Below are 25,720 nucleotides of genomic sequence, written 5' to 3' on the forward strand. Positions count from 1 at the left end.
ATGGAAGAACGCCAAAACCGGGTAGATGAAAAACCCGCTACCTACAAAAAAAAGGGGCAGATGTACCTACTGATTTTAATAGGGGTAATCGCGCTGCTTCTCACCATCAATATGTTTTACAGCCTCAGTCAGAAGAAAGACGACACAGAGGGAAACAAACAGGATAAGCCAGCAGCCACACAGGGCGACACGGCAAACAACGATCCTGATCGCTTTAAAAGCCTGCTCGATGCGCGTCAAAAGGAGCTGGATAAAAAAGCCAGCGCCCCCGCTGCGAAAAGCCCTTATGACGGCGTAAAACTGCCGTCGAAAGCGGCACAGTCTGAAGGGACGGACGGCGGCGCAGACGGTGAATCAAGCCAGGGCTCTGGCGGTGGAAAAGATCTTGTGTCTGAAGCCAAGCGCCGGTTTGAAGCTGAAGAAGTTCTGCGTGCGCTTAAAGCCCGTCAGACACGCTACAGCGACACCGGTAGCGCGGTAGGCTCATCATCTTCAGTAAGCCCGTACAGTGCGCCTGGGGCGTCGTCTGGTTCGTCGCGGTCGTTACGCGGCAACAAGGATGATAACGCCAGCCGGATTGCGCAGATTGACCAGGTACAAAGCCAGCTTCAGAGCCGAATCAAAATGATGGAGGCGCAGGCCGCAAACGGGGATGAAGAAGCGCGTCAAAACCTTGCAGCAGCCCGGAGAGACGTTGATGCACAACGAGCTGAAGCGGGTGCAGGTGGTAGCAGCAGCGCGGCTAACGGTGGTTCAGGTATGCGCGGCGATTTTGGCGGTACTCAGGGCGGCGCAACTGTACCGGAGGACATTGTAGGTTACTCAGCAGACAACGAATATAAAGCCAGCACTGAAGGAAAGGTGAAGCTGCCGGTTGGTGCTGAAATCAACGCTATCACGACCTATACGGCTATCTCTGACTATACCGGCGGCACGATGAAAGCGATGGTCACGAATGACATTTACGATGCCACTAAATCCTACATCCTGGCCCCGAAGGGAAGCCAGTTGTTAATCAAGGTTGTGAAGGCTTCCAACGTTAATGAAATGCTGCAAAACCGCCTTGCCTTTACTGTCCGCTGGCTGGTTCTGCCGGATGGTAAGCGTATCGATTTTCGGAAGGCCAGCGTCCTTGATCGTATGGGTACGCCAGCGGTTGAAGCGGATGAAGTGGACTATCACGTTACCGCTCAGATTCTCGGTGTCACGGCCTACGCCCTGATCGGGACGAAGACCAGTTATGAAGGAACGGGCGACGGTAATGAATCTTTCGCCGGTAATTTCGGTGAGGGTGCGCGTCAGCAGTCGAACAGTATCGCTCAGAAATATCTCCAGGTAGTGCCAACCGCCACCATTCATGCCGGTGCGCCGATTCGCATCATTACTGAAGATGAAATGTTTATTAAACCGTGGAAGATGCTTTATGAAAGCTATGTTAACTAAATCTCTGACCGTAGCCTGTGCGCTAGCTCTTTCCTTTACCGCCAGCGCAGCCAGCAACCCATTTAGCAGCAGCCGCGTTACAGAGGCAAAGCCGGTTTATCGTGTGACGCAGGAAAGCACCGTTAACCGCGGCGCTCAGTACGGCTATGACGTAAATGTAAACGGTCCTTTCACCCCTGGCGGCAATATTGCGGCTAACGCTAAAGACCCGCGCTGGAATTACGTCGATCCGCTTACCGTCTATATGCGTACCGTATGGCCTGAAGACGTGCAGACCGTTCGTCAGGCCGTTGAATACCTGCTTGAGCCTACCGGTTATCGCCTGGTGACGCGCTACCCTGCACCGCGAGAGGCGGCGCTGCTGGTCGATAAGCCGATTCCACCGATCGCTAAAGTACACCGCACTATGCCGGTTCTCGATGCCCTTCAGATGCTTGTCGGGCTTGATCACAGCGTTGTCGTTGATCACGCGCATCACCTGGTGTCTTTCCAAAAATAGGTAACTGTCATGAAAAAATCAGCTCTCATTGTGCTTTCCCTGCTTCTGCTGGCTGGGTGTACAACTCAGAAATTTCAGGGCGGTAGCGGTCAGCTTTTCCAGCTCTCGCAGCGCAACGTGGTTTACCGTGATCTCACCGTTCCGGTAAGCCTGGGTAATGAACCCGTTCGTCAGAAGAACGTAACCGCCCCGGATATTGCGCCATGAAAAAAGCAACGCTGCTGATAACGTTGCTTCTGTCTGCTGGCAGCCCTGTATGGGCTGCCGGTAATAGTGACGCAGAAGCTATCTATTCATCGCTGTACGGCGAGAAAGCTGATTCTCCCCGCCCTGCTGTAGCCGCTGCTGCCCTCTCTGAGCAAGGCGATCAGGAACAGGCTTCTGCTGAATGGACTACAGCTATGCAGCGTGCATGGGGCAAAACCCGCGATTTAAGCGATTTGGCAGTCGTACAGAAAGCGGTAGTGCGCGAAATCCAGGAGGTTGTTAAACATCCTGTCGTTAACGGGGTTAAGCGAGATGTTCCCGGCGATATTGACGCCATTATTAAAAAGTACGCTGCACAGTACGGCGTCAGTGAAGTCCTGATCCGCGCCCTGATTCAGGTGGAGTCTAATTTCAACCCGAAAGCTATCAGCTCTGCGGGGGCAAAAGGGCTGATGCAGCTCATGCCGATACATACCGACAAGCAAGGTGTAGACCCTTACGACCCGGATCAGAACGTCAAAACGGGCATGGGCTACCTCTCGCATCTTTTAACCAAATACAACGATCTGGAGCTGGCGCTTGCAGCGTACAACGCCGGAGAAACCAACGTAGACAAATACGGCGGCATTCCTCCTTTCAAGGAAACGCAGCTTTATGTCAAAAAAATCATGGCTCTTTTGGGAGGCTAAATGAAATACGCTTTTTTATGTGCGGCTCTGGCTGCTGCCCTTTTTTCTCCGTTAAGCCACGCTGCCGATGAGTACGACGATTACGCAGATGAGCAGGAGCAGGCTTTAGAAGACATGCAGATTCAGCCCAAAGATCCCTGCACGGTTTTTATGTGCATGAGTGAAAAGCTGTACGGCGAGCACAGCAAGGCGTGTGAACCGGTTATCTCCTACTTCTTTTCCATAAAAAAAATCGGGCGGCATGGGTTCGATCCGTGGAAAACCTTAAAAAAACGCCAGGACAAGTTAAATAGCTGTCCGGCTGCTGACCCGGCGCACGTATCAAAAATTCTCGGCAAATTCGGTCGTTTGAGGGGGTAACTATGATTCGATCATCACAGAACCGAGAGGGCTTTATCCGCAATCCCTGGTCAAAAGAAAATGACGGGATTCACATCGATACCTTTTTTAAGCGTATCGGTCAGGACGCCGGTAAGCGCTGCGGTTGTCATTACGAAATCTATGAGAGGTTTTGCCTCGATAACCTGCTAGACGCACTCTATAAACTGGACACGCTGAATAAAAGCGATGCGGAATACGTGAGAAAAGAGGCGGTAAGGCATGGTTATGATCTCACCCTGGAAGGACAGCAGCAGACTGAAAACGCATATAACGAAACCATGAACGAAATTCGCCGCCAACAGGAGTAGAGTCATGAAAGAGCAAGAGGATTTAGAACGCTTCCGTATGACGATAGATGAGTACCTGGCAATGATGGAAGAAGACCCGCTGCCGGAAGTAACTATGAACGTATTACGTGAAATTCTCGCAGAGATAAAAAGCGTTACCCCGTCCTTTATCGCACAGACCGGGACACTGGCGAAACTTGCAGAGGAACACTCAGACACGTTCCGGGCGCTGCCGGAAGACCGGAAACGCTCCTATGAGAGTATTTTCAGAGGTCCGATTTTCTTTGTGTATGACTGACCGATCAGCAGGACACGCACATAAATTTGCGGTCCTGCTATCAATCTGATGTTCTGCAGGACGATGTGAAGGTTTTTTTTGCTATCAGATTTTGCGCTGCCGGCAACATGGCCAGATGAAAAGTGATAGCAAAAAAGACGCGGCCGGCGAGCTGGCCAACTTGAAAATGATTGCGTTCCACGTGCCCGGACGCAGCCCGGTAAAATAAATTTGCTATCAAAGGTTTTATATGGCGCTAACGATAAGAACGAAGGAAGTACACGAGGCCGAGCTGGACGCTGTAGGACTGCGTATCGGCGAGAAAACCCGATCACAGACCATGCTCAAATGTCTCATGCAGCACAGGGCGTTATGCGACGAGATTGCATCACTGAGGGCAGAACTCAGGAAAGTACAGACAGAGTGTGACAGCTACAAGAGCCGCATAGAGCGCTTCAGAGACGCGCAGAGAGCCTTGTTCGAGTAGGTCAAGGGAACTAACGCCCTTCGGTTGTTCAATCCCGCTACGCATCACAGAGGATCTGTGACGCCTACCGGGATTCCCGGTAAAACCAGATCGGGATCCTTTTTGGATCTTTCTATCCTAGATAAAAGTAAAGTGATTAGTTATGATTAGCAGCAGAAAGAAGAACCCCCCGGTTATCCTGACTTTGGCGAGTAGGAGATAACCAGGGGGCGGGGGAAGCACCAGTTAGCTAGGAACTGATGCAGCGTAACCAACCTCTTGTGAAGGTTCACTGCCTCAATTTTAGACGTTCACGCTCGTGAAAGTCAACTAACCCTATCTGACTATTTTTTGTGCTTCCCCGTTAGCGGCTGCCGCCTCTGGCGTTATTCGTGTTTGTCCAGTTTGGGATCATGTGTTTGTTACTGGACGGGCGCGGCGGTCGGGCTGAACGGGGAGTTCGTGCATACAGCCCAGCTTGGAGCGAACTATCTAAACAGAGCCGAGAATCAGCAGCGTAAGCTATGAGAAAGCGCCACGCTTCCCGTAAGGGAGAACGGCGGTCAGATTCCGGTAAACTGCACGATAGGAACACAGGAGCGCACGAGGGAGCGACCCGCCCGGAAACGGCGGGGATCTTTAAGCTGTGTCAGGTTTCGCCACTTCTGACAGATTCACGGTTGAGCTTTGCTCCCACAGATACGCCTGAAAAGTGTCTGTTTATGTGAACTCTGTCAGGAGGGCGGAGCCTATGAAAAAAGGGTGTGCGCGGCCTGATCCCTCGCGCTGGCAGGCGGTTTTTTTAAAGCAGCTTAGATTATGATGTAACTACAGGATGATCGCGGAAGGTCTGATTGAGGTGAGTCAGAAAGGAATCAGAATGAATAAGGGAAATTATTACTCTCTTGTCCCTGTGGGTAAGTGGTCAAAGGCTCGTGGGTGTGGTCAATCCTTGTGGTCAGGCTTTGGTCAGCTTGCTGTCCTAGCCTGTCCATCAAGGTTGTCCATACCCTTTAAGAGCCGGTCGCTTGCGATTGTCCACTTATCCATAGGGTACTGGCACGATGCCGCAACTCAGCCAGGGCTCTTAGCGATTACTGCTTCATTGCCCCAGGGCATTACATAGGAACCGTCAGGCCGCTTCAGGCGAATCACTTCTTTCGGATACTGGCCTTCGCGTTCTATCGACCAGACCTCTCTTTTCAGTGATTCCCCGGCAGTGCTGAGTGTCACCGCGACTGTTTTATCATCCGGCTCTATGATGATACAGCCAGACTCTACCGCCTTACTCATCAGCGATTCAGGACATTTTTTAGTGCCGTACAACACCGCTTTCTTGCCGTGATCGTCGATGTTAAGGCCAGGCGATAATGCGATACCTGGCTTTTTCATACTGGTATCGTGAAAAGCAGCCGTTAATGCGCTATCTGCTGTGTTCTGTACTTGATCGCAGCCAGCGATTAAGAAGCAACCGGCAGCTATCCAGGTTTTTATCCTCATCCCCTGCCCTCCTTAAAACGGCTTTTCCATGTCAAAAATACCCAGCACCGGGATAATTTCCTGGCTGGCGCGACCGGTAAGCACCAGAAAGCGTCGCCACGGGCCATAGGGGATCTTCTCATCGCCGGATGTGTATGCGCGTATGCGACGACCGCCATTAGCCCCGGACAGGCCAAGCAGCGCCGCTAGTTTGTTTTCTGAAGCATATTCCGGGAAGCAGCTCTGAAAATGGGTGAACCACGCAGAAACGAGCGCCGCAGCGGGCGGTTCCCAGCCCTCATCGAGGGTGCGCAGGTGTTTGTCACCATAGGCAGCGGCATCGATGCCGGACGCAGCCGGATAGCGCGGGGCGTTCAGGTTTGCCCGTAACTGATCACAGCCCGCTTCAGCACCACGCTGAAGCAGCAACATACGTTGTTCATCGATACCAGGGAGATCTATTGAAATGCTCATACAATCCTCTCTGTGGAGAAATAAGGGCAGTAACCTGCCCTTATGCTTGATAGCGTCCTAACGCGATAGGTTTAACGCGGCTGAAGCGCGATATGCTTGATATCAGAAACGCGTATGTTCACTAAAGTCAGTGTGCCGGTAGCAACTGGTTCCCACATGCCCTGTGCATGTATGTGCATCAGGCAGTAAAACAGGTAGCGTGGAAGCAGTAAATCCGTCCTGACTACCTTGATCCCGATATGCTCAGGATTAAACGTGTATGTGGGTTCCCCTACCGCTTTCACGGTTCCTCTGCGCACAATCCAGAAATCAGCGTCTGGCGCGTTTACAGAGACTTTGGCTACATCTTGCAGTCTCATCGTTACTCCTGAATAACTAGCCTTCCCGGTCGGGCGGCTTTCTGTATTCGGGCGTAACTATATCAAGCAGTTGCGCTTTTGTGGCTCAGACTAACCCCACTAAAAGCCTTATTCGTTACCCTTAACCGATTTCAGTTCTTTCATGAATTTCAGCACGTCAGCGTACCGAAACCTGCGGGTTTGGCCTGTCTGGTGATACAGCGCAGGCGGCAACGCAACGCCATACACTTCACCCGTTGTCCTGTATTTGTGGATCAGCTCACCTTCTTTGATGTTTAGCCAGTCTGCGAACTCTTTGGTAGAAATTTCCATCTTTAAAACCTAGCATTCTTAGGTAAACCCTTAGGATGTTCTCAGGGATTCCAAAGGAATCCTAAGGGATTTCCTTAGGGTTTATATAAGGACTCTTAACTCATTCTGCCGCTTTCACGATCAGACATAAGTTTTTCATACATGCGACTTTTGTGACCGGGTAACAACGAAATGTTGGTTATGTTGAAACGGTCTAAAACGCCCTGGAAGTAATCCAGTGTCAGGTTTTCCGGGGCGTATTCATCCAGGTTACTGTAAAGCGGCTCATCGGCATCAGGATCGATTACCATAAAGAACCAGCTCATCGGCTCATCCCATCCAAGCAATACCTCTACTGTGCCGTTCGGTGTCTCTCCATTCAGTCTGTACTGACTCATCGTATTTCCTCAGGATGTCTTTAGTGTTTTCTTAGGAAATCCCACGGATTCCCTAAAGGCATTACAGCGCCCCGTCTCTTTCGAACTTTTCTCTTAACGCTTCCATGATGTAGCTTGAGAAGTCCAGAACGGTTCGGTTTGAATCGCGCAGTGCCTGGTGTGCGTCGAAGTAGCTCGCCGGAATCGCCTTGAGCGTCTTCGTGCGTACTTCTCTTTTAGCCGGTGCATCGGCTGGCGCTGGCGTGTTCACTTTCAGCATTGCATCACCGATCTGTTCATCCGCAACGGCTTGATACAGGCTTGTTTTGTTTTTCTTGTTGGTCATTATGGAAACCTCAGATAGTGCATAATGGAATTATATTAGGAATCCTAAGGATGTTTTAAGGATTCCCGTAAGGATTCCATTGTATATCATTCTTCGCTGGATAGCAGCGCCTGAATCTCAGCGACAACCTTCCGCAGCTCGCGCCCTGCCGGTGATGCCCTGCCGTTTTTAAGCTCAGTGATCCCCTGCCCGGTTTCCAGACTTTCCTGGAAGCCATAGCGACCGGTGCGATAAGGCAAACGGTTAGAGAGCAGTTTCATGTGGCGGCTTTCGGCTATCTGGCTTTCCATCTTCGGGAAGTTCTTTTTGTTCGGCGGCGTCTTGCAGAGCAGAACATGAGTGACCAGCTCAACGCCGATTTGCTTGCTGATATCTGCCAGGACGTGATCGAAAGACGCCAGGCCGATCAGCTCGGTCGGGGAGTCGTTCGCCGGAACAATCACCAGGTCAGCGACCGCCACCACGGAGCGGGTAAGCTCGGAGTCAAAGCCGCCGCAGTCAACGTAAACCAGCTTACCGGCCTCGTCGCGTTCGCGGATGTAGCTCATCAGCTCTTTCTTATTGTTGAAGGTCGAAACAGGCCATTTCGCCTCATCCGGGCGCAGGCGGTTAAGGATGCTGATCCCCTTATGAACATCGATATCGATAACGTCATCTGGGCGCAGCTCGCCGATGAGGTGAACTGACGTGGTGGTTTTCCCGGTGCCGCCTTTGTTGTGTGCTGCTGCGATAACTGTCATAGCCGTTTTCCTTGTGTGCATTGGATAGGGATATATTACATAAACCTTTTGGATGTTCAAAGGATTTATTAGGGATTTCCCTAAGATTTCCATAAGGAGTCTTTAGCGCAGCGCAAAAAAAAACCGAACACTCAGAGAGTGTCCGGCTGATCAGGCATTAACCTGTGTTAAACCAGCTTGATAAACTTCAGGTAAGCCCTGATGCCGTCAGCCTGGTTTTTCCTGTCTGCTTCCACAAAAAACGCTTCGAGCGCCAGTAACGCATCTTGAAAAGCCTGGTCGCGGGTGCGCTCAAATACAGCAGTAAGCACATCAAACGTCAGCGCCATGCCTAGCTGATGGTTATCTATCGACACTGAGAAGTTACCGATCCTGATGGTAAAAACCCGTTCATCTGCCGGACAGAAGTAGAAACCACCGTTGCTCAGTTCCATGAATGACCAGCCCTGCCGGTGAAACTCAGGCAGACCGGTGACGTACTTATCAAACAACCGGTGTATCAGCATTTCCAGCATAACGGCCTTACCGTTAACGCAGCTTTTCAGCCTGGACTCAACCGTATAAAGGTAAAACTCATCGCTGTTACGGATTGCGGAAATTTCAGGGGGTAGGGTTTTCATAATGGCTCCTGACGGGAACCATATCGCCAGCGGCGATACAGTTCGCCGTAGCTTGAAGGGATTAAAAGGTGCGTTGCAACCGGCTATAGCGCACGTTGACCGGTAGCTTCATCATAACAATGAATGGCACGACTCACCAGGACAGGGCAGGGGGGCAATTTTGCAATCAAATCTGCGACCGGCGCCGCGCAGCTCGCGCCCCGGATGATTGCAAATTTCACGGCCAGATCGCCCTGCAGGGCGTTCTGGTGATTGCAAATCAGGGTAAGCGCAGCGGGTTTTCTGGCGGGTACGAAAAGCGGATTGTGTGATTTAGGCCAATTCGGAGAGCATAAAAAATATTGGGGCAGCGTGAGCTATGCTGCCATCGCTGGTCCCTTCCCGTCACTTTGAAAACCCGGATACCAGCAGACAAATTTATCCTGCAGTTCGTTATTCAAAACGGCGGTCCGGGTCTGTAACAAATAATGAGCCCCTTTTCTGCTCCACTGCATCTGCTGCTTTTTGGCCATTCGTCTGGCGATCACTTCATTGATCGTGGATTCCACAAACGCGGTTGATACCGGCTCTCCGTACCGACGCATTTCGCCGTAGTTTGGGATCATCATCTTATTATTCCGGATGTAGGTATACATTTCATCCAGATGTTTTTGCAGGGATTTCAGGCTAGGATAGCTGAGTTCAGGGTCATCGCAATACATAACGCAATTATCAATATGTTCCAGCGCAGCGACAACATTGCCATGCCAGAGATATCGTTTAATGCTTTCCAGCAGTGCCAGAACTTTACTCCCCGCCTCTGGATCTGATACCAGCAGTCCCCGGGCATATTGCATGAGCACCGTCAGCCTCATGGTGATATGAAACCAGTCCAGCACATGCGTTGACTCAGGGTACATACCGAACTGGAGGTCCCTGAGATTATCCGCGCCGTCGGACAGAAAAAATATCTGCTGGTTGGCCTGCATTCCCTGCGCTGAAAGGTGGGTCATGAGCCTGCGTTCCGGATGACAGTCATCCTTCTGAACAAAACCGAAGCGGCGGGTGTCAGCAGGCGCACCAACGGAAAAAGACTTCCCGGCAATAATTTCAAAATTACGCTTTTTGTCATCCCGATCGCGAACATAACCACCATCTATACCCACCACAAGCGGTTTTCCTGGCCTGGGCAGGTTCCCCCAGTCGCGGGGGCAGCCGGAAAGAAAACCTGAATGAGCTTCAGCCTCAGCGTCAAGACGCTGCGCCACCTGGCATAAATGATTCCTCACCGTTGAGGCATTCAGGCTGTGGCCCACCGGCAGAATATCTTTCAGCAGACGAGTCGTCATTTCATAGGAGATCATCGAGGCCCAGCGGGTTTCAATATATTTCAGTGCCGGGTGAGAATAATCGCCGGCCCAGTCGCTGAGCAAACTGACTGTCTTTGTATCACTCTCTTCACAACGGCACCGGTACACCCGAAGCCCGGATACCGGAATAACGCCAAACAGCGTCCGGTACCGTATTTTCTGTTTGCCTTTGATTCTGCGCGCAGCAAGGCAGTGAGGGCACCGGATATGGTGTTGAGTATATTCGTCTGCCTGCAGCTGGACCACCGACTGCTGGACCGTATTCAGCAACAGCTTGGATTCTGACACCGATAATCCGATGTCGTTCCGGGTCTCCCCTGATTTCTGGATTGTCATCAGTTCCTCCGTTCGACTGGAGCCTGATTCATCGGTGATGACTATCTGGAGCGTCAGTTGCATCATTGCCTCCTGCTGTGGTGGATGACTATCTCCCGGCTACTGGTTGTTCATCTGGTGACGAAGCTTATAATATGTGGAAACGCCAAGGCCCGCATGGTCGCAGGCGATCCTGAGCCTGACCCCTCTGCTTCTGAGTGCGTCAATTTCCTGGATCTTTTTGATATCGGCGCCGGGGCGCCCTGTTTTTTCACCCCGTGCTTTTTTCGCGGCGATGCCGTCGGCCTGCCTTTCCTTCAGTAAGGCTCGTTCAAACTGGCTGAATGCCGACATCATGTGCAGCTGCAGTTCCTGCATCGGATTGTTTGTGCCGGCGCTGAACGTCAGCTGCTCTTTCAGAAAAATAAGGGTAACGCCCTGGTCACGAAGCCGGGTGGTGACAGCGCACATATCCGACATATTCCGGCAAAGGCGATCGATGGAATGAACCAGAAGCGTATCACCAGGGCGTAATTGCCCCAGGAGTTCCTGTAACCCCGGGCGGTTTGTGTCCTTCGCGCTGGCATGCTCAACACAAATTTTATCAGGCTGAAAACCCGCCTTTGACAATGCCTCTTCCTGACGGGCCGTATTCTGATCGGCCGAGCTTACCCTGATGTAGGCATATTGCACGCAAAACCTCCGGAAGGTCTTTAAACATCATAGAGATTTAAAGAATAATCCATAAACACTGATTTAGGGAGGTTTATAGACATTTTTTCGGGGATCTGAGAGGCATGCTGAAAACGTATACCTTTATAGACATCAGTCAGCGACGACGGCCCAGCCAGATAACTTCAGGCTCCAGTACCGGAGATGCAAGGTCGAGCCTGCTCAGTTGCCGGTTGATTTTGTGGCGGTTGAACCTGACAGCATCCAGGTCGTCAGCAAAAGGGCGGATCTCGCCGACCGTTGTTTCATCATCCGCATTAACGATAGCTTCAAGAAACGCCAGGGTTTTATCGAACTCATCCGCAGCTGTGGCTCCGGGCATACCATGGCCGCTTATACAAAACGGCGCTTTCAGCGTAGAGTTTTCATAAATGGCCTCAACACGAATGTCATGAAGCCAGTGCTCAAAGAAATTGTATTCATAGGTAAAGCGATCGCCAGCATCAAAAGCAAAATCATCAATCACGACCCGGAACGGATTATCGACAAAACCGATGCCTCCTTCGTAGGAGATACCGTAATCTTTGCCATAAATGTGAAATTGATGGAGATGGTCGTCCCCCCAGCCCTGCACTATCTGGAAAATGAAGTGAAGCGCGGCCAGTGACGTGTCGGCAGCAATTCTCAGCCGACGCCAGACCATCGGACTGACTCCATGAACTGCTATTTTGATGACGTAGATCTTCATAGTCAGCAGGTATTGTTATGAAATGATGGTGGTTATTTTAACCCCTGTAGATGGCATCATTCGATGGCTGCCCCGAGGTTTTTCATGCTCTCCGATCTGGATGATGCAATAAATTTGAGCGTGAAGCCCCCGGCGACTGCAGGCCAGCGCCAGTTCATATTCATTCAGCGCCAGAAACTCCAGCCGCTGTGCATCATCGAAATCAGGTAGACCATAGAGCGCTTCCTGCTCGGCGTCCGAAAGAATACTGAGGAGCTTATTTTTAGTAGGCATCTCTGATCCTTATGCCTATTTAAACGCGCTTGTCACATTATCATTAACATAGAACCTTTACGTGTCATAATTTAAATTACGGGTAATGTGACTACCGTTGACAGATTATGGTACCCAAATCAGAATGTCACATAATCGAACGTATATGTGACAGAGGAAATATGTTCATCGGATATATTCGGATGTCAAAAGCGGATGGTTCGCAGACGAATGATTTACAACGTGATGCACTGATCGCCGCAGGTGTTGATGCCGCACATTTTTATGAGGACCGGGCATCGGGCAAACGAGAAGAGCGTCCTGGACTTACAGCCTGTCTGAAAGCACTACGACCCGGAGACACGCTGGTCGTATGGAAGCTGGACCGCCTCGGTCGTGATCTTCGTCATCTCATTAATACAGTGCACGACCTGACCGCGAGGGGGACCGGTCTGAAAGTGCTGACCGGTCACGGGGCGACTATCGACACAACAACGGCCGCTGGCAAGCTTGTCTTCGGTATCTTTGCCGCACTGGCGGAGTTTGAGCGCGAACTGATTGCTGAAAGAACGACTGCAGGTCTGGCATCAGCAAGAGCCCGTGGGCGGAACGGCGGCCGACCTTATAAAATGACGCCAGTCAAACTGCGACTGGCAATGGCATCAATGGGACAATCAGAAACAAAGGTCAGTACGCTATGCCAGGAACTTGGGATAACCCGGCAAACTTTGTACAGGCATATTTCCCCTGTTGGTCAACTGCGGGCGGACGGGATCAAGCTGTTCAACCGTGGATAATTTGAACGGACGGAAAAATCTGGGGTTCCGGCGTAGTACCCCTATCACCTCCACATTTTTGCAACAGTGCCTTATAAATGGCAGCCTTATGTTTACTTGCCAAGATGGGCTACCATATGATGTTTTATACTGAGCAATATTAATATTATCTTTAATGGAAAAATTAAGCCCACTAAGTGACCCACTGCTATATGGCTCTATTGTGAAGACGCCTGAGGGTAAAAATTTATACATGGTTGTCCCTATGTCTATTATTGCAAGGTTGACAATATTATTCGTTTTATAAATTTGAGCGTTTAAAATCACACATCAAAGCAATTAGTCAGGATAAACAACAATACCCAGTGCTTCGAGAATCAGTTCTTGCTGCCAGGCTGCAATTTTGATACCTGATGTATCGACTTTGCGGGGATCTAAACCGTCGAGTTCGGCGTGGCATAAATTGGCACCCTGTAGGCTAAATTGCCCCCAGACATCTTCGGAAAAAACACCTCGACTTAAGTCTGACTCTTTCAGTGATGCACCCGCTAGGTTCGTTCCTATCCAGCGATTTTCAAACAACTCACATTTTTCTAAACAAACCCTCTCCATATTGGCATAGGAAAGATTACATCCAGAAATAAATGCTGAGCAAAAGTACATACGATTACTCACTTGATGGGCAAAGTTTGTTCGGGAAAAGTTGGCACCTTTTAAATCACACGCACGGAACTCTATACCGTAGCAATTGGCATTACTGAAGTTTGCCATCGCAAGTTGGCATTGTTGGAAACTTGCATCACGAAGATCTGCGACATCAAAGTGGCAGCCTTCGATATCACCCTGTTCAATGAACTTGCAGTTGACGAATGTCGTATCACGCAAGTTAGCACGTCGAAAGTCGCTGCGAATGAATGTGCAAGCGGTGAAGGTGAGATCACTTAAGTCTTTATGTGAAAAGTTGTGGTGCCGATATGTATGATTGTAGGTTTCCATGAGTACTCCTTGTTGAAAGGAGGGCTAGACTACCATTATACATATGCCAAGACATTAAAATAAAAGCCTGTTACATCAACACATTACAACCCCTCAATTTACCTGTTTTAAGTGGTCAAATTGGCGCGTAGAGCGCCTATCGCTCTTGCATTGGCACGCGGCCCTGTTGAAAAAAGTTATTCGCTTTAGATAGGGTTAGGAGAGCCGTGCTTCGCCGGTAAAAAATCGGACTATCCGACGCAGGGCGGACTCATCGGCGGAGAAGCAAACTTTGACTATATCTCCCTACACTTGGAAGAGGGCTAGACTGGCCCCATAGATCACCAGACACTTCGACTCTCTTAAAATAAGAGGTAGTCTTGGAACTATGTTTAATACCAGTCAGAACGATAAGATGGTTGGAGTGTTATCAGGACCTGAGCGGCGTCGGCGTCGTACACCGCAGGAAAAAATTGCCATTATTCAGCAGACTATGGAGCCCGGTATGACCGTGTCTCATGTCGCGCGCCTGCATGGCATCAATGCAAACCAGATATTCAAATGGCGCAAGCAATATTAAGACGGTTCACTGACGGCTGTTGCATCGGGCGAGGAAGTGGTGCCGGCCTCCGAACTCGCTGCCGCCAATAAGCAAATTCGCGAACTCCAGCGCCTTCTGGGCAAAAAGACGATGGAAGCCGAGATACTCAAAGAGGCCGTGGAGTTCGGCCGGGCAAAAAAATGGATTGCGCATGCGCCCTCGTTGCCTGGGAACGACGAATAAGCGACGTTTGCAGAAGTCTTGGCGTGTCGCGTGCGCAGTTGAGCATTCGGGTTCACCGGCCATCTGACTGACAGGATCGCAGACGGCAGCCCCGTTCTGACGATACCACCGTATTGTCCCGGATAAACATGGCGGTGGCTGACCTGCCGACGTATGGTTATCGCCGTGTGTGGGCGCTGCTGCGACGGGAGTCGGAGCGGGACGGCCTGCCTGTGGTTAATGCAAAGCGGGTGTATCGCATTATGAGAACGCATAATCTGCTTCGGCACTGTTGCAAAGTTAGCGATGAGGCAGCCTTTTGTCTTATTCAAAGGCCTTACATTTCAAAAACTCTGCTTACCAGGCGCATTTCGCCCAGGGGATCACCATAATAAAATGCTGAGGCCTGGCCTTTGCGTAGTGCACGCATCACCTCAATACCTTTGATGGTGGCGTAAGCCGTCTTCATGGATTTAAATCCCAGCGTGGCGCCGATTATCCGTTTCAGTTTGCCATGATCGCATTCAATCACGTTGTTCCGGTACTTAATCTGTCGGTGTTCAACGTCAGACGGGCACCGGCCTTCGCGTTTGAGCAGAGCAAGCGCGCGACCATAGGCGGGCGCTTTATCCGTGTTGATGAATCGCGGGATCTGCCACTTCTTCACGTTGTTGAGGATTTTACCCAGAAACCGGTATGCAGCTTTGCTGTTACGACGGGAGGAGAGATAAAAATCGACAGTGCGGCCCCGGCTGTCGACGGCCCGGTACAGATACGCCCAGCGGCCATTGACCTTCACGTAGGTTTCATCCATGTGCCACGGGCAAAGATCGGAAGGGTTACGCCAGTACCAGCGCAGCCGTTTTTCCATTTCAGGCGCATAACGCTGAACCCAGCGGTAAATCGTGGAGTGATCGACATTCACTCCGCGTTCAGCCAGCATCTCCTGCAGCTCACGGTAACTGATGCCGTATTTGCAGTACCAGCGTACGGCCCACAGAATGATGTCACGCTGAAAATGCCGGCCTTTGAATGGGTTCATGTGCAGCTCCATCAGCAAAAGGGGATGATAAGTTTATCACCACCGACTATTTGCAACAGTGCCAGTATCATTGCAGCAAAGATGAAATCAATGATTTATCAAAAATGATTGAAAGGTGGTTGTAAATAATGTTACAATGTGTGAGAAGCAGTCTAAATTCTTCGTGAAATAGTGATTTTTGAAGCTAATAAAAAACACACGTGGAATTTAGGTTTCATTCTGGCGACGTCCGTATTTGCCTTTCGGAAGCATAAAATCGGACGCGTTGTGGCTCGCTTCAGGTAAAATATTGACTATTCATGTTGTTGTTATTTCGTCTCTTCCAGAATAAGGAATCCCATGGTTAAAAAATCACTGCGCCAGTTCACGCTGATGGCGACGGCAACCGTCACGCTGTTGTTAGGAAGTGTGCCGCTGTATGCGCAAACGGCGGACGTACAGCAAAAACTTGCCGAATTAGAGCGGCAGTCGGGAGGCAGACTGGGTGTGGCATTGATTAACACAGCAGATAATTCGCAAATACTTTATCGTGCTGATGAGCGCTTTGCGATGTGCAGCACCAGTAAAGTGATGGCCGCGGCCGCGGTGCTGAAGAAAAGTGAAAGCGAACCGAATCTGTTAAATCAGCGAGTTGAGATCAAAAAATCTGACCTTGTTAACTATAATCCGATTGCGGAAAAGCACGTCAATGGGACGATGTCACTGGCTGAGCTTAGCGCGGCCGCGCTACAGTACAGCGATAACGTGGCGATGAATAAGCTGATTGCTCACGTTGGCGGCCCGGCTAGCGTCACCGCGTTCGCCCGACAGCTGGGAGACGAAACGTTCCGTCTCGACCGTACCGAGCCGACGTTAAACACCGCCATTCCGGGCGATCCGCGTGATACCACTTCACCTCGGGCAATGGCGCAAACTCTGCGGAATCTGACGCTGGGTAAAGCATTGGGCGACAGCCAACGGGCGCAGCTGGTGACATGGATGAAAGGCAATACCACCGGTGCAGCGAGCATTCAGGCTGGACTGCCTGCTTCCTGGGTTGTGGGGGATAAAACCGGCAGCGGTGACTATGGCACCACCAACGATATCGCGGTGATCTGGCCAAAAGATCGTGCGCCGCTGATTCTGGTCACTTACTTCACCCAGCCTCAACCTAAGGCAGAAAGCCGTCGCGATGTATTAGCGTCGGCGGCTAAAATCGTCACCGACGGTTTGTAATAGCGGAAACGGAATGGGGAAACTCATTCCGTTTTTGTTTATCGCCTTAGACGGCAAAAGTGCTGTCGCCCACCTGCGCTTGCGCATACCAGGCCATAAGCTCCGTGGTTCCTGGTTCTCCTTCCGCTGGAGCCCAGTGCGCATAGTCATCGGCAGCCACGGGTTGATAGCCACCGTGTTTTACTTCAAAAATTATGCCACCGGTATCCAGCGACAGCACGGCATGCCAGGTTCCTGCGGCCATCTCCAGCACCGTACAGGTTTCCCCCAATATCGCCCGATGGGTGACGGTACCCCGATCGTCAAAATTCAGCACCACGAAACGACCCCTTAATGGCAACAGTAGCTCGAAGGTGTGAGGGTGTCGGTGCGGGCGCACGTAGGTCCCAGGTTCCATGGCAATAGCCAGACGTTGGACCGAATCGCTTAATTCTGGATGGAAATTACGGTGCGCGCGGAGCCGAGGCGATTGCACAGCCGCTGCGCTCTGTTGCTGCATATCGCTCATGGTAATTTGTTTCATCAGGATGACCTTGTCGATTAATGAATTGGGGGGGATTACCGTATGACGTCAGGGTGACAGAACCCGCAGAGCAAGTGAAGAACTGGGTTTGCCAATTTTTCCCTATCCTGATTTACTGAAATGGTATTGACGGTAGTGCTGATATTCAGGCCACTTTTTTAGTTGATAAAAGTCTGTAATTCTTTTTACCGTCTGGGAAAAATTTACGGTGGTAATCACCCCCCAATTATTTCAGTATGAGTAAACTTGGTCTGACAGTTACCAATGCTTAATCAGTGAGGCACCTATCTCAGCGATCTGTCTATTTCGTTCATCCATAGTTGCCTGACTCCCCGTCGTGTAGATAACTACGATACGGGAGGGCTTACCATCTGGCCCCAGTGCTGCAATGATACCGCGAGACCCACGCTCACCGGCTCCAGATTTATCAGCAATAAACCAGCCAGCCGGAAGGGCCGAGCGCAGAAGTGGTCCTGCAACTTTATCCGCCTCCATCCAGTCTATTAATTGTTGCCGGGAAGCTAGAGTAAGTAGTTCGCCAGTTAATAGTTTGCGCAACGTTGTTGCCATTGCTGCAGGCATCGTGGTGTCACGCTCGTCGTTTGGTATGGCTTCATTCAGCTCCGGTTCCCAACGATCAAGGCGAGTTACATGATCCCCCATGTTGTGCAAAAAAGCGGTTAGCTCCTTCGGTCCTCCGATCGTTGTCAGAAGTAAGTTGGCAGCAGTGTTATCACTCATGGTTATGGCAGCACTGCATAATTCTCTTACTGTCATGCCATCCGTAAGATGCTTTTCTGTGACTGGTGAGTACTCAACCAAGTCATTCTGAGAATAGTGTATGCGGCGACCGAGTTGCTCTTGCCCGGCGTCAACACGGGATAATACCGCACCACATAGCAGAACTTTAAAAGTGCTCATCATTGGAAAACGTTCTTCGGGGCGAAAACTCTCAAGGATCTTACCGCTGTTGAGATCCAGTTCGATGTAACCCACTCGTGCACCCAACTGATCTTCAGCATCTTTTACTTTCACCAGCGTTTCTGGGTGAGCAAAAACAGGAAGGCAAAATGCCGCAAAAAAGGGAATAAGGGCGACACGAAAATGTTGAATACTCATACTCTTCCTTTTTCAATATTATTGAAGCATTTACCAGGGTTATTGTCTCATGAGCGGATACATATTTGAATGTATTTAGAAAAATAAACAAATAGGGGTTCCGCGCACATTTCCCCGAAAAGTGCCACCTGACGTCTAAGAAACCATTATTATCATGACATTAACCTATAAAAATAGGCGTATCACGAGGCCCTTTCGTCTTCAAGAATTTTATAAACCGTGGAGCGGGCAATACTGAGCTGATGAGCAATTTCCGTTGCACCAGTGCCCTTCTGATGAAGCGTCAGCACGACGTTCCTGTCCACGGTACGCCTGCGGCCAAATTTGATTCCTTTCAGCTTTGCTTCCTGTCGGCCCTCATTCGTGCGTTCTAGGATCCTCCGGCGTTCAGCCTGTGCCACAGCCGACAGGATGGTGACCACCATTTGCCCCATATCACCGTCGGTACTGATCCCGTCATCAATGAACCGGACTGCCACGCCCTGAGCGTCAAATTCCTTTATCAGTTGGATCATATCGGCAGTGTCGCGGCCAAGACGGTCGAGCTTCTTAACCAGAATGACATCACCTTCCTCCACCTTCATCCTCAGCAAATCCAGCCCTTCCCGGTCTGTTGAACTGCCGGATGCCTTATCGGTAAATATACGGTTTGCTTTCACACCTGCGTCTTTGAGTGCTCTGACCTGAAGATCAAGAGACTGCTGACTGGTTGAGACCCGAGCGTAACCAAAAAGTCGCATAAAAATGTACCTTAAATCGAATATCGGACAACTCATGTCTATTATTACAAATTTACGATTTAATAGACATATTAATGTAACAGTTTTACGATGTCCGATAATTTATAACATTTCGTACGGTTGGAAAAATGTTACTAAATGCCCGTCAGGCAGGGAGGCCGATATGCCCGTTGACTTTCTGACCACTGAGCAGACTGAAAGCTATGGCAGATTCACCGGTGAACCGGATGAGCTTCAGCTGGCACGATATTTTCACCTTGATGAAGCAGACAAGGAATTTATCGGAAAAAGCAGAGGTGATCACAACCGTCTGGGCATTGCCCTGCAAATTGGATGTGTCCGTTTTCTGGGCACCTTCCTCACCGATATGAATCATATTCCTTCCGGCGTCCGGCATTTTACCGCCAGACAGCTCGGGATTCGTGATATCACCGTTCTTGCAGAATACGGTCAGAGGGAAAATACCCGCCGTGAGCATGCAGCGCTGATACGTCAGCACTATCAGTATCGTGAATTTGCCTGGCCCTGGACATTTCGCCTTACCCGTCTTTTATATACCCGGAGCTGGATAAGCAACGAACGTCCTGGCCTGCTTTTCGATCTGGCGACAGGGTGGCTTATGCAACATCGTATTATTCTCCCCGGAGCCACTACGCTGACCCGGTTGATTTCAGAGGTAAGGGAAAAGGCGACGTTGCGCCTGTGGAACAAACTGGCACTGATACCGTCAGCCGAACAGCGTTCACAGCTGGAGATGCTGCTGGGGCCAACTGATTGCAGCCGCCTGTCTTTACTGGAATCACTGAAAAAGGGCCCTGTGACCATCAGTGGTCCGGCGTTTAATGAAGCAATTGAACGCTGGAAAACTCTGAACGATTTTGGCCTGCATGCTGAAAACCTGAGTACACTCCCGGCTGTGCGCCTGAAAAATCTCGCACGTTATGCTGGTATGACTTCGGTGTTCAATATTGCCAGGATGTCACCGCAGAAAAGGATGGCGGTTCTGGTTGCCTTTGTCCTTGCATGGGAAACGCTGGCGCTGGATGATGCATTGGACGTTCTGGACGCCATGCTGGCCGTTATCATCCGTGACGCCAGAAAGATTGGGCAGAAAAAACGGCTCCGCTCGCTGAAGGATCTGGATAAATCTGCATTGGCGCTCGCCAGCGCATGTTCGTACCTGCTGAAAGAAGAAACACCGGACGAATCGATTCGTGCTGAGGTGTTCAGCTACATCCCAAGGCAAAAGCTGGCTGAAATCATCACGCTTGTCCGTGAAATTGCCCGGCCCTCAGACGATAATTTTCATGAAGAAATGGTGGAGCAGTACGGGCGCGTTCGTCGTTTCCTGCCCCATCTGCTGAATACCGTTAAATTTTCATCCGCACCTGCCGGGGTTACCACTCTGAATGCCTGTGACTACCTCAGCCGGGAGTTCAGCTCACGGCGGCAGTTTTTTGACGACGCACCAACGGAAATTATCAGTCGGTCATGGAAACGGCTGGTGATTAACAAGGAAAAACATATCACCCGCAGGGGATACACGCTCTGCTTTCTCAGTAAACTGCAGGATAGTCTGAGGCGGAGGGATGTCTACGTTACCGGCAGTAACCGGTGGGGAGATCCTCGTGCAAGATTACTACAGGGTGCTGACTGGCAGGCAAACCGGATTAAGGTTTATCGTTCTTTGGGGCACCCGACAGACCCGCAGGAAGCAATAAAATCTCTGGGTCATCAGCTTGATAGTCGTTACAGACAGGTTGCTGCACGTCTTTGCGAAAATGAGGCTGTCGAACTCGATGTTTCTGGCCCGAAGCCCCGGTTGACAATTTCTCCCCTCGCCAGTCTTGATGAGCCGGACAGTCTGAAACGACTGAGCAAAATGATCAGTGATCTACTCCCTCCGGTGGATTTAACGGAGTTGCTGCTCGAAATTAACGCCCATACCGGATTTGCTGATGAGTTTTTCCATGCTAGTGAAGCCAGTGCCAGAGTTGATGATCTGCCCGTCAGCATCAGCGCCGTGCTGATGGCTGAAGCCTGCAATATCGGTCTGGAACCACTGATCAGATCAAATGTTCCTGCACTGACCCGACACCGGCTGAACTGGACAAAAGCGAACTATCTGCGGGCTGAAACTATCACCAGCGCTAATGCCAGACTGGTTGATTTTCAGGCAACGCTGCCACTGGCACAGATATGGGGTGGAGGAGAAGTGGCATCTGCAGATGGAATGCGCTTTGTTACGCCAGTCAGAACAATCAATGCCGGACCGAACCGCAAATACTTTGGTAATAACAGAGGGATCACCTGGTACAACTTTGTGTCCGATCAGTATTCCGGCTTTCATGGCATCGTTATACCGGGGACGCTGAGGGACTCTATCTTTGTGCTGGAAGGTCTTCTGGAACAGGAGACCGGGCTGAATCCAACCGAAATTATGACCGATACAGCAGGTGCCAGCGAACTTGTCTTTGGCCTTTTCTGGCTGCTGGGATACCAGTTTTCTCCACGCCTGGCTGATGCCGGTGCTTCGGTTTTCTGGCGAATGGACCATGATGCCGACTATGGCGTGCTGAATGATATTGCCAGAGGGCAATCAGATCCCCGAAAAATAGTCCTTCAGTGGGACGAAATGATCCGGACCGCTGGCTCCCTGAAGCTGGGCAAAGTACAGGTTTCAGTGCTGGTCCGTTCATTGCTGAAAAGTGAACGTCCTTCCGGACTGACTCAGGCAATCATTGAAGTGGGGCGCATCAACAAAACGCTGTATCTGCTTAATTATATTGATGATGAAGATTACCGCCGGCGCATTCTGACCCAGCTTAATCGGGGAGAAAGTCGCCATGCCGTTGCCAGAGCCATCTGTCACGGTCAAAAAGGTGAGATAAGAAAACGATATACCGACGGTCAGGAAGATCAACTGGGCACACTGGGGCTGGTCACTAACGCCGTCGTGTTATGGAACACTATTTATATGCAGGCAGCCCTGGATCATCTCCGGGCGCAGGGTGAAACACTGAATGATGAAGATATCGCACGCCTCTCCCCGCTTTGCCACGGACATATCAATATGCTCGGCCATTATTCCTTCACGCTGGCAGAACTGGTGACCAAAGGACATCTGAGACCATTAAAAGAGGCGTCAGAGGCAGAAAACGTTGCTTAACGTGAGTTTTCGTTCCACTGAGCGTCAGACCCCAATTCCGACATCCAGCGCGAACACGCGCAGATAGTGCTGGGTGCTTTTGAAATCCTTATGCCCCATGTACGCCTGCAACGCAACCGGCAGCGCCCCGTTCATCGCCAGGTGCATCGCAAAAGAGTGCCGGAAGGTTTTCGGGCTGATCGCGGGAATAGTGAATCTAACGCCGCGCAGCCCGCACTCAGCCAGGGCGTTTTGCAGCCAGTGACGGGCGGTGTCGTCGGTTATCTCCCATACCGGCTTTGTGCGGTGTCGGGTGAAGGTCGCCAGGTGATCGCGCAGCCGCACAACAAACGCCTCATCGAGCAGCGGCACGGCGCGTTTAACCGGCTCTCCCTTGCGCGGGCGTCCGGTGCGGGGCTGCTGTCGCTGTTTAAGCGTATACAGCACGACATACGGCCTTCTGGCATCGAGGACAATATCAGCCGGGGTGACGGCTAATGCCTCATTAATCCGTGCTCCGCTGTTCCAGAGGAAATCAAACAGCATCCGCTGGCGCAGGTCGCCCACGGCATCGAGCAACACGCCGACTTCAGGCGCAAGCAGATATTTCGGATAGCCGGTTGTCTCGGCGGCAAGGTCGCGCATGGCGGCGGCAAGAGGGTAATCCATACCAAACCGTGCCGACGGGGTTCCGGGCGTCGTGACGCCGCTACGTGAAATCTGAAGGATTTCGGGGGGGAAGCTACTCAATTTTTTAAATCTCCGCACCACTGGCCTGTTACGTCTATTTTGACGTAACCGGGCGGGCTGTGCGCGAAGAAAAACTCCGCTGGCGGTAAATCGCATTCGGGGAAACCCTCTCTCATCGGAGTTTTACCGAATAGCGCAGTGGGAAAACCGGTGCGGCCCGACCCGGCTCAGAGGGCCGGATCACTATATATTGTATGCATCTCAGCTGAGACAGGCACAACACGTAGTGTTCTGCGCCGCAGCGGCGCGGGGCGGGGGGCAATTCGGTGTTATAGGCGTTTTACCGAATGCCCGGAGAAGGGCGTAAAAAAACCGCCTGGCGGCGGTCAGATGGCAGAAACCCCGCTCTAGGGCGGGGTTTCTTACCGTTACGTCAGTTTCGCAGGCTGGCATAACGGTGTGGTTAACTTCATTCTTAGCTCTTTCAGTGTACGTCATATGACCTACCTTATCAAATCCCGCTTTGTTAAGTCGTGCTTACGCTTTATACTTCCGCATCGCTAAGTTGAATCCATATATTGCTTCAGTAAAAAAGCCGCGCAACATTGCGGCAATCAGTCATTTTAATCTCCTTAGTTAAAACTGATTTATTGGTAGCAGAGGGAACGAGCTGTAAGGAAGGAGTCCCAGACGAAGGGGGTCGCATCCCTGGGCCGGGGGCAATATATGTGTGGTTAACTTCATTCTTAGCGAAAGCGGAGTTCCGAAACCTTCTGGGCGCATATACGGCGGGAGGTAGGTAAACGCCACGCATCAGCATGAGGATGCGGGTTATGATCGAGCTTATTACGGCAGTGATTAATCTGGTGGCAGTCATACTGTCCCTGATCGAAAAGTTTCTTTAATCGGAGATAAAGTTCCTTCGGGAACATAAAACAGCTTCACGTTTTAGGCCGTCCCACCGGGGCGGCTTTTTTGTTGGCATGGCAAATGCGGCAGAATGGGGATGAATGCCTGGACAGAGGCGTAAAAAAACCGCCTGGCGGCGGCTTCTAATTAACAAGTAACTGTCAATCACCATTTGATTCAGTATGCGGCGTGATCGATACACCATGCTTTAGGAGTAAGTCCTCTATTGCCTCATCGAGTAACCGGCTCTTAGGGATGCGAGAACTCTTTGCCAGTTCATCAAAAAGCGGCACAAGGCGGTTCTCAAGAGAGGATGTAAAGCGGCGACGGTTCTTTAAATAGGGTTCTGCCATGTCAAAACTACCTTAATGGAAAATGGAGGTAGTGTAAGGTGACAGGAGATAGAATAAAGTGGTTGCAGATAGTCACTAACATGTTGCACATAGTGCCTATATAGTGCAATTATAGTTATGCCAACCGGCACCAGGGATTTATAAAAATAAGCACCTTTCAAGTCGCCTTAGGGCGACTTTTTTATTATCGTCCATACAGTGCCTTAGTAGCGTTTAAGAAATGATCATAGGCGCAATTAAAAGCGGCATTTTCTGTATCGAATACCTTATCTGTAATACTTTCCCATTCCTTCGAACAACGATATTTGACTCGCCAGAAGTCATTAGAAGGCCAGATGATGTAATGGTAACTGCAATCGTAATCCATATCCCCAGATTGCATCCTTTCGCCGTCAGCTAACATATAAAAAATTGTACCGCCTACGATGAATTTCTTCATTTATGCTCCGGCATTTTAAAAGATAATTCTATTTATTATCTATATAATTCAGTTGCTTATGTTTAGTGCGACGTTCTAAGAATAGTCTGCTTAACATAAATAGCATTACCAGTTTAAATCCTACTCAAAATAATTGCTGAATTAATATAGAGCTATTCGTCTTGTTGTATATACGACGTTTTGTTACTATCAGTGTACCGGTCAACGTGCGCTATAGCCGGTTGCAACGCACTTAATTAACCCTATCTGCCAAAGGCTTCTTCATGTTGCCTTATGGCACATGAAGATTGCCTCCGAGGTAATCAATCATGATCGATCAAATCGAAAAAGCTTTCTATGAATATCAAACCGCTCTGAATGTTCAGAATGTTGCGAAAGAGATAGATTCTGAAGTAGTTGAACTTCAGTTTTCCGGTTCCGATACTTATCAAAATCTTGAAGCTTATTTAAGCGAACGTAGATTTATTCTGCAAAAACTGAACCTTGATGATTTTAGCGATTCAACTGTGTACAAACGTGCCTGGTTGACTGATCGCGTTATCATTCATGCTTGCCTTTATCCGCAGACTAGAACTGTTGATCTTACTTTCTTTATGGTCAGTAAATCAGCGTTACTACATCTCGATATCGAGACTGTAGTTCTGCAATACAGGAAACATTTAGCCGATATGGTTAAGTGATCACAGGGGATTGAGCTTATGCTCAATCCCTTTTTTTTTATGTGCAGGCAAGGACAAAACAGGAAGGTAAGAGAAAA

30 protein-coding genes and 2 pseudogenes are annotated in these 25,720 nt (G+C 50.3%); 12 read left to right on the forward strand and 20 right to left on the reverse strand.

Annotated features, from left to right (window positions below; all coding sequences use genetic code 11):
- From Q1L34_RS28205 to Q1L34_RS28235, 7 genes are read left to right on the forward strand one after another with little or no spacing between them, the layout of a single operon-like run.
- The gene (locus Q1L34_RS28205) at positions 1 to 1,443 is read left to right on the forward strand and encodes a TraB/TrbI/VirB10 family type IV secretion system protein (protein WP_053389845.1); all 1,443 of its coding nucleotides are present in this window, start codon (positions 1 to 3) and stop codon (positions 1,441 to 1,443) included.
- Positions 1,424 to 1,942 carry a pilus assembly protein PilL gene (locus tag Q1L34_RS28210; RefSeq protein WP_053389844.1) on the forward strand — a complete coding sequence of 173 codons (519 nt, stop codon included), beginning with the start codon at positions 1,424 to 1,426 and terminating at the stop codon, positions 1,940 to 1,942. The genes Q1L34_RS28205 and Q1L34_RS28210 overlap by 20 nt, the downstream gene beginning before the upstream one ends.
- Before the next feature lie 9 nt (positions 1,943 to 1,951).
- Positions 1,952 to 2,149 (forward strand): hypothetical protein, encoded by a 198-nt coding sequence (locus tag Q1L34_RS28215; protein ID WP_053389843.1) that lies wholly within the window; start codon positions 1,952 to 1,954, stop codon positions 2,147 to 2,149.
- Positions 2,146 to 2,838 (forward strand): lytic transglycosylase domain-containing protein, encoded by a 693-nt coding sequence (locus Q1L34_RS28220; protein WP_121585863.1) that lies wholly within the window; start codon positions 2,146 to 2,148, stop codon positions 2,836 to 2,838. The genes Q1L34_RS28215 and Q1L34_RS28220 overlap by 4 nt, the downstream gene beginning before the upstream one ends.
- Positions 2,839 to 3,198 carry a TrbM/KikA/MpfK family conjugal transfer protein gene (locus Q1L34_RS28225; protein ID WP_108193612.1) on the forward strand — a complete coding sequence of 120 codons (360 nt, stop codon included), beginning with the start codon at positions 2,839 to 2,841 and terminating at the stop codon, positions 3,196 to 3,198.
- Positions 3,199 to 3,200: 2 nt separating this feature from the next.
- On the forward strand, positions 3,201 to 3,527 hold the full coding sequence (locus tag Q1L34_RS28230; protein ID WP_053389841.1) for a hypothetical protein: 327 nt from the start codon (positions 3,201 to 3,203) through the stop codon (positions 3,525 to 3,527).
- A gap of 4 nt (positions 3,528 to 3,531) precedes the next feature.
- The gene (locus Q1L34_RS28235) at positions 3,532 to 3,804 is read left to right on the forward strand and encodes a hypothetical protein (protein WP_129486047.1); all 273 of its coding nucleotides are present in this window, start codon (positions 3,532 to 3,534) and stop codon (positions 3,802 to 3,804) included.
- A 1,519-nt stretch (positions 3,805 to 5,323) separates the two neighbouring features.
- Here the strand turns inward: Q1L34_RS28235 and Q1L34_RS28240 are convergent.
- The 12 genes and pseudogenes from Q1L34_RS28240 to Q1L34_RS28295 form a co-directional block, all read right to left on the reverse strand.
- A complete protein-coding gene (locus tag Q1L34_RS28240) occupies positions 5,324 to 5,749 on the reverse strand; it encodes a hypothetical protein (RefSeq protein WP_129486049.1) in 426 nt (141 codons plus the stop codon).
- A 12-nt stretch (positions 5,750 to 5,761) separates the two neighbouring features.
- On the reverse strand, positions 5,762 to 6,202 hold the full coding sequence (locus tag Q1L34_RS28245; RefSeq protein WP_053389867.1) for a hypothetical protein: 441 nt from the start codon (positions 6,200 to 6,202) through the stop codon (positions 5,762 to 5,764).
- Between the two features lie 71 nt (positions 6,203 to 6,273).
- Entirely contained in the window at positions 6,274 to 6,561 is a 288-nt protein-coding gene (locus tag Q1L34_RS28250; protein ID WP_053389866.1) for a hypothetical protein, read from the reverse strand.
- A gap of 108 nt (positions 6,562 to 6,669) precedes the next feature.
- Positions 6,670 to 6,873, reverse strand: a complete 204-nt coding sequence (locus Q1L34_RS28255) for a hypothetical protein (protein WP_075849260.1) — start codon at positions 6,871 to 6,873, stop codon at positions 6,670 to 6,672.
- Between the two features lie 95 nt (positions 6,874 to 6,968).
- A complete protein-coding gene (locus tag Q1L34_RS28260; RefSeq protein WP_234857349.1) occupies positions 6,969 to 7,250 on the reverse strand; it encodes a hypothetical protein in 282 nt (93 codons plus the stop codon).
- Between the two features lie 61 nt (positions 7,251 to 7,311).
- The gene (locus tag Q1L34_RS28265) at positions 7,312 to 7,575 is read right to left on the reverse strand and encodes a hypothetical protein (RefSeq protein WP_053389863.1); all 264 of its coding nucleotides are present in this window, start codon (positions 7,573 to 7,575) and stop codon (positions 7,312 to 7,314) included.
- Positions 7,576 to 7,661: 86 nt separating this feature from the next.
- A complete protein-coding gene (locus tag Q1L34_RS28270; protein WP_075849262.1) occupies positions 7,662 to 8,315 on the reverse strand; it encodes a ParA family protein in 654 nt (217 codons plus the stop codon).
- A gap of 167 nt (positions 8,316 to 8,482) precedes the next feature.
- Entirely contained in the window at positions 8,483 to 8,935 is a 453-nt protein-coding gene (locus Q1L34_RS28275) for an antirestriction protein (protein ID WP_121585871.1), read from the reverse strand.
- A gap of 356 nt (positions 8,936 to 9,291) precedes the next feature.
- On the reverse strand, positions 9,292 to 10,683 hold the full coding sequence (locus Q1L34_RS28280) for an ISKra4-like element ISKpn19 family transposase (protein WP_014839878.1): 1,392 nt from the start codon (positions 10,681 to 10,683) through the stop codon (positions 9,292 to 9,294).
- 36 nt (positions 10,684 to 10,719) lie between these two features.
- A complete protein-coding gene (locus Q1L34_RS28285; protein WP_001493762.1) occupies positions 10,720 to 11,292 on the reverse strand; it encodes a recombinase family protein in 573 nt (190 codons plus the stop codon).
- Positions 11,293 to 11,428: 136 nt separating this feature from the next.
- Entirely contained in the window at positions 11,429 to 12,019 is a 591-nt protein-coding gene (locus tag Q1L34_RS28290) for a plasmid pRiA4b ORF-3 family protein (protein ID WP_012477564.1), read from the reverse strand.
- 90 nt (positions 12,020 to 12,109) lie between these two features.
- Positions 12,110 to 12,292: pseudogene (locus tag Q1L34_RS28295) on the reverse strand (DUF4158 domain-containing protein); the annotation flags it as partial.
- Positions 12,293 to 12,453: 161 nt separating this feature from the next.
- Between Q1L34_RS28295 and Q1L34_RS28300 the strand changes: the two are divergent.
- A complete protein-coding gene (locus tag Q1L34_RS28300) occupies positions 12,454 to 13,068 on the forward strand; it encodes a recombinase family protein (RefSeq protein ID WP_014839983.1) in 615 nt (204 codons plus the stop codon).
- A gap of 318 nt (positions 13,069 to 13,386) precedes the next feature.
- Here Q1L34_RS28300 and Q1L34_RS28305 read toward each other — a convergent pair whose 3' ends face one another.
- Positions 13,387 to 14,043: a quinolone resistance pentapeptide repeat protein QnrS1 gene (locus tag Q1L34_RS28305; protein WP_001516695.1), complete on the reverse strand. Its 657-nt coding sequence runs from the start codon at positions 14,041 to 14,043 to the stop codon at positions 13,387 to 13,389.
- A 394-nt stretch (positions 14,044 to 14,437) separates the two neighbouring features.
- On the opposite strand from Q1L34_RS28305, the pseudogene Q1L34_RS28310 reads away from it, so the two are divergent.
- Positions 14,438 to 15,069: pseudogene (locus Q1L34_RS28310) on the forward strand (transposase); the annotation flags it as partial.
- A 53-nt stretch (positions 15,070 to 15,122) separates the two neighbouring features.
- On the opposite strand, the gene Q1L34_RS28315 reads toward Q1L34_RS28310, so the two are convergent.
- The gene (locus Q1L34_RS28315; protein ID WP_001067855.1) at positions 15,123 to 15,827 is read right to left on the reverse strand and encodes an IS6-like element IS26 family transposase; all 705 of its coding nucleotides are present in this window, start codon (positions 15,825 to 15,827) and stop codon (positions 15,123 to 15,125) included.
- Between the two features lie 339 nt (positions 15,828 to 16,166).
- On the opposite strand from Q1L34_RS28315, the gene Q1L34_RS28320 reads away from it, so the two are divergent.
- Positions 16,167 to 17,042 carry an extended-spectrum class A beta-lactamase CTX-M-3 gene (locus Q1L34_RS28320; protein WP_011091028.1) on the forward strand — a complete coding sequence of 292 codons (876 nt, stop codon included), beginning with the start codon at positions 16,167 to 16,169 and terminating at the stop codon, positions 17,040 to 17,042.
- A gap of 46 nt (positions 17,043 to 17,088) precedes the next feature.
- Here Q1L34_RS28320 and Q1L34_RS28325 read toward each other — a convergent pair whose 3' ends face one another.
- From Q1L34_RS28325 to Q1L34_RS28335, 3 genes are all read right to left on the reverse strand, one after another.
- On the reverse strand, positions 17,089 to 17,565 hold the full coding sequence (locus tag Q1L34_RS28325) for a WbuC family cupin fold metalloprotein (RefSeq protein ID WP_013023839.1): 477 nt from the start codon (positions 17,563 to 17,565) through the stop codon (positions 17,089 to 17,091).
- Between the two features lie 258 nt (positions 17,566 to 17,823).
- Entirely contained in the window at positions 17,824 to 18,684 is an 861-nt protein-coding gene (locus Q1L34_RS28330; protein WP_000027057.1) for a broad-spectrum class A beta-lactamase TEM-1, read from the reverse strand.
- 182 nt (positions 18,685 to 18,866) lie between these two features.
- Positions 18,867 to 19,424: a recombinase family protein gene (locus tag Q1L34_RS28335; protein WP_001235713.1), complete on the reverse strand. Its 558-nt coding sequence runs from the start codon at positions 19,422 to 19,424 to the stop codon at positions 18,867 to 18,869.
- Positions 19,425 to 19,587: 163 nt separating this feature from the next.
- On the opposite strand from Q1L34_RS28335, the gene Q1L34_RS28340 reads away from it, so the two are divergent.
- Entirely contained in the window at positions 19,588 to 22,593 is a 3,006-nt protein-coding gene (locus Q1L34_RS28340; protein WP_001143760.1) for a Tn3-like element Tn3 family transposase, read from the forward strand.
- A 24-nt stretch (positions 22,594 to 22,617) separates the two neighbouring features.
- Here the strand turns inward: Q1L34_RS28340 and Q1L34_RS28345 are convergent, their stop codons facing one another.
- The 3 genes from Q1L34_RS28345 to Q1L34_RS28355 form a co-directional block, all read right to left on the reverse strand.
- Positions 22,618 to 23,241: a tyrosine-type recombinase/integrase gene (locus Q1L34_RS28345; protein WP_234857347.1), complete on the reverse strand. Its 624-nt coding sequence runs from the start codon at positions 23,239 to 23,241 to the stop codon at positions 22,618 to 22,620.
- Positions 23,242 to 24,332: 1,091 nt separating this feature from the next.
- A complete protein-coding gene (locus tag Q1L34_RS28350) occupies positions 24,333 to 24,524 on the reverse strand; it encodes a ribbon-helix-helix domain-containing protein (protein WP_072161072.1) in 192 nt (63 codons plus the stop codon).
- Between the two features lie 184 nt (positions 24,525 to 24,708).
- Positions 24,709 to 24,963 (reverse strand): hypothetical protein, encoded by a 255-nt coding sequence (locus tag Q1L34_RS28355; protein WP_053389859.1) that lies wholly within the window; start codon positions 24,961 to 24,963, stop codon positions 24,709 to 24,711.
- A 308-nt stretch (positions 24,964 to 25,271) separates the two neighbouring features.
- On the opposite strand from Q1L34_RS28355, the gene Q1L34_RS28360 reads away from it, so the two are divergent.
- Positions 25,272 to 25,643, forward strand: a complete 372-nt coding sequence (locus Q1L34_RS28360; RefSeq protein ID WP_053389858.1) for a hypothetical protein — start codon at positions 25,272 to 25,274, stop codon at positions 25,641 to 25,643.
- Positions 25,644 to 25,720 lie beyond the last annotated feature (77 nt).

This window comes from Klebsiella ornithinolytica, assembly GCF_030505655.1.
Classification (GTDB): Bacteria; Pseudomonadota; Gammaproteobacteria; order Enterobacterales; family Enterobacteriaceae; genus Klebsiella; species Klebsiella ornithinolytica.

Excerpts from the sequence above, each read along its gene's own strand:
- Q1L34_RS28205 (WP_053389845.1), top strand. The coding sequence starts at position 1 with ATGGAAGAACGCCAAAACCGGGTAGATGAAAAACCCGCTACCTACAAA.
- Q1L34_RS28210 (WP_053389844.1), top strand. The coding sequence starts at position 1,424 with ATGAAAGCTATGTTAACTAAATCTCTGACCGTAGCCTGTGCGCTAGCT.
- Q1L34_RS28215 (WP_053389843.1), top strand. The coding sequence starts at position 1,952 with ATGAAAAAATCAGCTCTCATTGTGCTTTCCCTGCTTCTGCTGGCTGGG.
- Q1L34_RS28220 (WP_121585863.1), top strand. The coding sequence starts at position 2,146 with ATGAAAAAAGCAACGCTGCTGATAACGTTGCTTCTGTCTGCTGGCAGC.
- Q1L34_RS28225 (WP_108193612.1), top strand. The coding sequence starts at position 2,839 with ATGAAATACGCTTTTTTATGTGCGGCTCTGGCTGCTGCCCTTTTTTCT.
- Q1L34_RS28230 (WP_053389841.1), top strand. The coding sequence starts at position 3,201 with ATGATTCGATCATCACAGAACCGAGAGGGCTTTATCCGCAATCCCTGG.
- Q1L34_RS28235 (WP_129486047.1), top strand. The coding sequence starts at position 3,532 with ATGAAAGAGCAAGAGGATTTAGAACGCTTCCGTATGACGATAGATGAG.
- Q1L34_RS28240 (WP_129486049.1), bottom strand. The coding sequence starts at position 5,749 with ATGAGGATAAAAACCTGGATAGCTGCCGGTTGCTTCTTAATCGCTGGC.
- Q1L34_RS28245 (WP_053389867.1), bottom strand. The coding sequence starts at position 6,202 with ATGAGCATTTCAATAGATCTCCCTGGTATCGATGAACAACGTATGTTG.
- Q1L34_RS28250 (WP_053389866.1), bottom strand. The coding sequence starts at position 6,561 with ATGAGACTGCAAGATGTAGCCAAAGTCTCTGTAAACGCGCCAGACGCT.
- Q1L34_RS28255 (WP_075849260.1), bottom strand. The coding sequence starts at position 6,873 with ATGGAAATTTCTACCAAAGAGTTCGCAGACTGGCTAAACATCAAAGAA.
- Q1L34_RS28260 (WP_234857349.1), bottom strand. The coding sequence starts at position 7,250 with ATGAGTCAGTACAGACTGAATGGAGAGACACCGAACGGCACAGTAGAG.
- Q1L34_RS28265 (WP_053389863.1), bottom strand. The coding sequence starts at position 7,575 with ATGACCAACAAGAAAAACAAAACAAGCCTGTATCAAGCCGTTGCGGAT.
- Q1L34_RS28270 (WP_075849262.1), bottom strand. The coding sequence starts at position 8,315 with ATGACAGTTATCGCAGCAGCACACAACAAAGGCGGCACCGGGAAAACC.
- Q1L34_RS28275 (WP_121585871.1), bottom strand. The coding sequence starts at position 8,935 with ATGAAAACCCTACCCCCTGAAATTTCCGCAATCCGTAACAGCGATGAG.
- Q1L34_RS28280 (WP_014839878.1), bottom strand. The coding sequence starts at position 10,683 with ATGCAACTGACGCTCCAGATAGTCATCACCGATGAATCAGGCTCCAGT.
- Q1L34_RS28290 (WP_012477564.1), bottom strand. The coding sequence starts at position 12,019 with ATGAAGATCTACGTCATCAAAATAGCAGTTCATGGAGTCAGTCCGATG.
- Q1L34_RS28300 (WP_014839983.1), top strand. The coding sequence starts at position 12,454 with ATGTTCATCGGATATATTCGGATGTCAAAAGCGGATGGTTCGCAGACG.
- Q1L34_RS28305 (WP_001516695.1), bottom strand. The coding sequence starts at position 14,043 with ATGGAAACCTACAATCATACATATCGGCACCACAACTTTTCACATAAA.
- Q1L34_RS28315 (WP_001067855.1), bottom strand. The coding sequence starts at position 15,827 with ATGAACCCATTCAAAGGCCGGCATTTTCAGCGTGACATCATTCTGTGG.
- Q1L34_RS28320 (WP_011091028.1), top strand. The coding sequence starts at position 16,167 with ATGGTTAAAAAATCACTGCGCCAGTTCACGCTGATGGCGACGGCAACC.
- Q1L34_RS28325 (WP_013023839.1), bottom strand. The coding sequence starts at position 17,565 with ATGAAACAAATTACCATGAGCGATATGCAGCAACAGAGCGCAGCGGCT.
- Q1L34_RS28330 (WP_000027057.1), bottom strand. The coding sequence starts at position 18,684 with ATGAGTATTCAACATTTTCGTGTCGCCCTTATTCCCTTTTTTGCGGCA.
- Q1L34_RS28335 (WP_001235713.1), bottom strand. The coding sequence starts at position 19,424 with ATGCGACTTTTTGGTTACGCTCGGGTCTCAACCAGTCAGCAGTCTCTT.
- Q1L34_RS28340 (WP_001143760.1), top strand. The coding sequence starts at position 19,588 with ATGCCCGTTGACTTTCTGACCACTGAGCAGACTGAAAGCTATGGCAGA.
- Q1L34_RS28345 (WP_234857347.1), bottom strand. The coding sequence starts at position 23,241 with ATGGATTACCCTCTTGCCGCCGCCATGCGCGACCTTGCCGCCGAGACA.
- Q1L34_RS28350 (WP_072161072.1), bottom strand. The coding sequence starts at position 24,524 with ATGGCAGAACCCTATTTAAAGAACCGTCGCCGCTTTACATCCTCTCTT.
- Q1L34_RS28355 (WP_053389859.1), bottom strand. The coding sequence starts at position 24,963 with ATGAAGAAATTCATCGTAGGCGGTACAATTTTTTATATGTTAGCTGAC.
- Q1L34_RS28360 (WP_053389858.1), top strand. The coding sequence starts at position 25,272 with ATGATCGATCAAATCGAAAAAGCTTTCTATGAATATCAAACCGCTCTG.